The sequence below is a fragment of the Candidatus Symbiopectobacterium sp. genome, from assembly GCF_020054415.1.
Lineage (GTDB): Bacteria > Pseudomonadota > Gammaproteobacteria > Enterobacterales > Enterobacteriaceae > Symbiopectobacterium.
This window is the reverse complement of sequence record NZ_JAHWCO010000095.1, coordinates 1-1,515: the sequence shown is the minus strand read 5'-3', so window position 1 is coordinate 1,515 and position 1,515 is coordinate 1. Positions and strand designations below refer to the sequence as shown.

Here is a 1,515-nt window from a genome sequence, read left to right as displayed (position 1 = left end):
TTTCCATGCCAGTTTTGGTTGAAAATGCTTGTCATCTCAGGTGTACACTTTTCTCATGATGCCTAACTGCATGATTTTACGTTGCGAGGATCCGTCGTTTCGCTGGGCTGCCAGCATAAAATCTATTTATTCAACAAAGCCGCATCGAGGCTTTAAACCCTTCTGAAAGGCACCACAGGCCGTTATTTTCGACGGCTACATCAAATACCGCCATTTGCTCAAGTATGAAGCGGGTGGCGTGTTCCCGTTGTCCAGTCATGTAGGCGATGGCCTGTAGGGTCAGTGAGGCCGTCTGACCGAAAGCTGAGATAACGTCATACGCATCGTCAGTCATGGTCTGGCGAATCTGATAAAAGTTCATGGTCAATTCCTTCTAAGCGACTAAGAAACCTACAGGCCTGTAGTGCGACGCACACTAACTCGGTGGGATCTGACAGTCCAGTGGAAGGAAACATGGAAGGTTAGAGATGGTTTTATCGGTTGAAAGTTGCGCTGGTTTGGAAGGTATTTGATATGCGCCGGAGGGGTATCACCGCGAATCAAATACCCTTCAAATCAGTATCAAACAATTTTCGCGGCTACAAGCGCACACCGCTGCCGGAGATAAATACGCCTTTTTTACGCAGCTCATTACTAGTCCGGTGCTGCCCATGGGGCGGGAACTCAATAGCATAATCAACAACCGCGCGTTCAGTGGCTTCGTCGGCGCGGTTCTTCAGGTTCGGAACCCGGCGGTTCTGGTTAACCAGCGCATCAATGCCGCCTTCAGCAGCCAGTTTCTGATAACGGTAAAATGTATCGCGTGACACGCCCATGATCTTGTAGGCTTTTGATACGTTACCGAGTTCTTCGGCGAGATTGAGCAGGCCGGCTTTGTGTTTGATAATGGGATTGTTAGTACGAAGCATGAGAGTTACCTCGCGTTTTGTTTAAGGATTAGACACCCATATCAAAACCGGTAACTCTCAACCTTTCAAGGTCCAGTGTCAGATCTAGTCGCGACTAATACAGATAAAGTCCAATTCTTCATGAGCAGGTCGTGTATTCAATGGGTTGATGTAGCATCAAACGTAGTACTCGCGTTCTATGTAAGTACCGATGATCCTATCGTGCATTTCGGATGATTTTGAATATCCGAGAGTCTTGCGATTGAGCCGTTGCAATCGGTTACGCAGTGTCAGATGAGTACGCTCAATACGCTGTGTATACAGCTTGCTAACAATGTGTTTTACTTTTGGAAGTTCGTCGTTGTAAGCCCTGTAGCCATCCGTGTTTGCATGACTGACGAGGCTTTGTTGAATAAATCAGAACTTGTAACGACTACGCCCCATACGGGTAGATTGTTACGTGATGCGAATACTGTTCGGCATTCCTGATAGCGTGATCCGGTTAAGCGCTTTGACCATGGACATGGCTTCACCCACCTGAGCATCGTAGTCTCTCAGACTTAGATGACCACCCAGAAGCCTTTTGAACCGGAACATGGCCGTTTCAGCCACTGAGCGCCGGTGATAG

General features: G+C 47.9%; 1 protein-coding gene and 3 pseudogenes. All 4 read right to left on the bottom strand.

Going from position 1 to position 1,515, the window contains the following annotated elements; all coding sequences use genetic code 11:
• Positions 1 to 130: 130 nt before the first annotated feature.
• The gene (locus QZ506_RS02970) at positions 131 to 361 is read right to left on the bottom strand and encodes a hypothetical protein (RefSeq protein WP_291968960.1); all 231 of its coding nucleotides are present in this window, start codon (positions 359 to 361) and stop codon (positions 131 to 133) included.
• A gap of 223 nt (positions 362 to 584) precedes the next feature.
• Positions 585 to 908, bottom strand: a pseudogene (locus tag QZ506_RS02965) (helix-turn-helix domain-containing protein); the annotation flags it as partial.
• 156 nt (positions 909 to 1,064) lie between these two features.
• Positions 1,065 to 1,271: pseudogene (locus QZ506_RS02960) on the bottom strand (IS1 family transposase); the annotation flags it as partial.
• A 72-nt stretch (positions 1,272 to 1,343) separates the two neighbouring features.
• Positions 1,344 to 1,515, bottom strand: a pseudogene (locus tag QZ506_RS02955) (IS5/IS1182 family transposase); the annotation flags it as partial.